Annotated in this window: 1 protein-coding gene; it reads right to left on the bottom strand. The window is 75.6% G+C overall.

What is annotated here, in order from left to right; all coding sequences use genetic code 11:
• Window positions 1-1,909: type I polyketide synthase (locus tag ACFV4F_RS43215; RefSeq protein ID WP_380511515.1), on the bottom strand; the 1,909-nt coding region annotated here is incomplete at both ends.

The following is a 1,909-nucleotide window of genomic DNA, read 5'->3' as shown; positions in this document are numbered from 1 at the left end:
CTCACCGAGCAGCGGCAGGACTTCGTCCTCCGTCGCCTGCACCGCCAGCATCGCGCCACCGGCGGGCAGCGCCTGCATCAGACGGCCACGGGCACTCACCAGCGCACACGCGTCGGCCAGCGAGAACACCCCGGCCACATGCGCCGCAGCGACCTCACCGATCGAATGACCGGCCACGAACTCCGGCCGCACACCAAGGGATTCCACCAGACGGTACAGCGCCACCTCGACCGCGAACAGCGCAGCCTGGGCATACTCCGTCCGGTTCAACAGCTCCGCATCGGACCCCCACACCACCTCGCGCAAGGCCGGATCCAGCTCCGCGCACACCTCGTCGAAGGCCGACGCGAACACCGGGAAACGGGCATACAACTCCCGCCCCATCCCCAGCCGCTGCGACCCCTGCCCCGAGAACAGGAACGCCATCCCGCCGCCCCGGACCGCGCCCTCGACGACCGCGCCCTCGACTCCCCTGCCCGAGCCCGCCGCCAGCGCGTCGAGCCCGCGCAGCAGCGCGTCCCGGTCCGAACCGACCACCACGGCCCGGTGGTTCAGCATCGAGCGGCTCGTGGCCAGTGCCACCGCGACGTCGGCGGCCGGCAGGCCCGCCGCGATGTCGCGCAGGCGGGCGGCCTGGGCGCGCAGCGCCTCCGGCGTCCGGCCGCTCAGCACCCACGGCACGACGGCCGGGACGGGGGCGGCCTCTGCCGCCTCCTCCGCCACGACCTCGTCCGCCTGCTCCAGGACCACGTGCGCGTTCGTCCCGCTGATGCCGAACGCCGAGACGCCCGCCCGGCGCGGACGCCCGGTCTGCGGCCAGTCGCGGGCCTCCGTCAGCAGCTCGACGGCGCCCGCCGTCCAGTCCACGTGTGAGGACGGCTCGTCGACGTGGAGCGTGGCCGGCAGCACGCCGGCGCGCAGCGCCATGACCGTCTTGATCACGCCCGCGACGCCGGCCGCCGCTTGGGCGTGGCCGATGTTCGACTTGACGCCGCCGAGGTAGAGCGGCCGGTCGGCGGGCCGGTCCTGGCCGTAGGTGGCGAGCAGGGCCTGGGCCTCGATCGGGTCGCCGAGCGTCGTGCCGGTGCCGTGGGCCTCGACGGCGTCGACCTGGTCGGGGGTGAGGCGGGCGTTGGCGAGCGCGGCCCGGATGACGCGCTGCTGCGAGGGGCCGTTGGGGGCGGTCAGGCGGCTGCTGGCGCCGTCCTGGTTGACGGCGGTGCCCCGGACGACGGCGAGGACCTCGTGGCCCAGGCGCCGGGCGTCCGAGAGCCGCTCGACGAGCAGGACGCCGACGCCCTCGGCCCAGGAGGTGCCGTCCGCGGCGTCCGCGAAGGGCTTGCAGCGCCCGTCGGGGGCGAGTCCGCGCTGGCGGGAGAACTCGGTGAACAGGCGGGTGGTCGGCATGACGGCGACGCCGCCGGCGACGGCCATCGAGCACTCGCCGGCGCGCAGCGCGCGGACCGCGAGGTGGAGGGCGACGAGGGCGGAGGAGCACGCGGTGTCGACGGTGACGGCCGGGCCCTCCAGGCCGAGGGTGTACGCGATGCGGCCGGAGAGGACGCTGACGGCTCCGCCGGTGAGGAGGTGGCCCTCGGTCTCCTCGGTCCGGCGGGCGAGGGAGCCGTAGTCGGTGTCGGCGCCGCCGATGAACACGCCGGTGTCGCTGCCGCGCAGGGCGGCGGGGGCGATGCGGGCGCGCTCGACGGCCTCCCAGGCGGATTCGAGGAGGAGCCGCTGCTGCGGGTCCATGGCGAGGGCCTCGCGGGGGGCGATGCCGAACAGCTCGGCGTCGAAGTCGGCGACGCCGTCGAGGAAGCCGCCGTGGCGGACGTAGCTCTTGCCGGGGGTGCCCGGCGTGGGGTCGTAGAGTCCCCCGGTGTCCCACCCGCGGTCCTCCGGCAGGTCG

Source organism: Kitasatospora sp. NPDC059722 (assembly GCF_042733235.1).
In the GTDB taxonomy this organism is placed as follows: domain Bacteria; phylum Actinomycetota; class Actinomycetes; order Streptomycetales; family Streptomycetaceae; genus Kitasatospora.
This window is presented reverse-complemented; position numbering and strand designations above follow the sequence as displayed.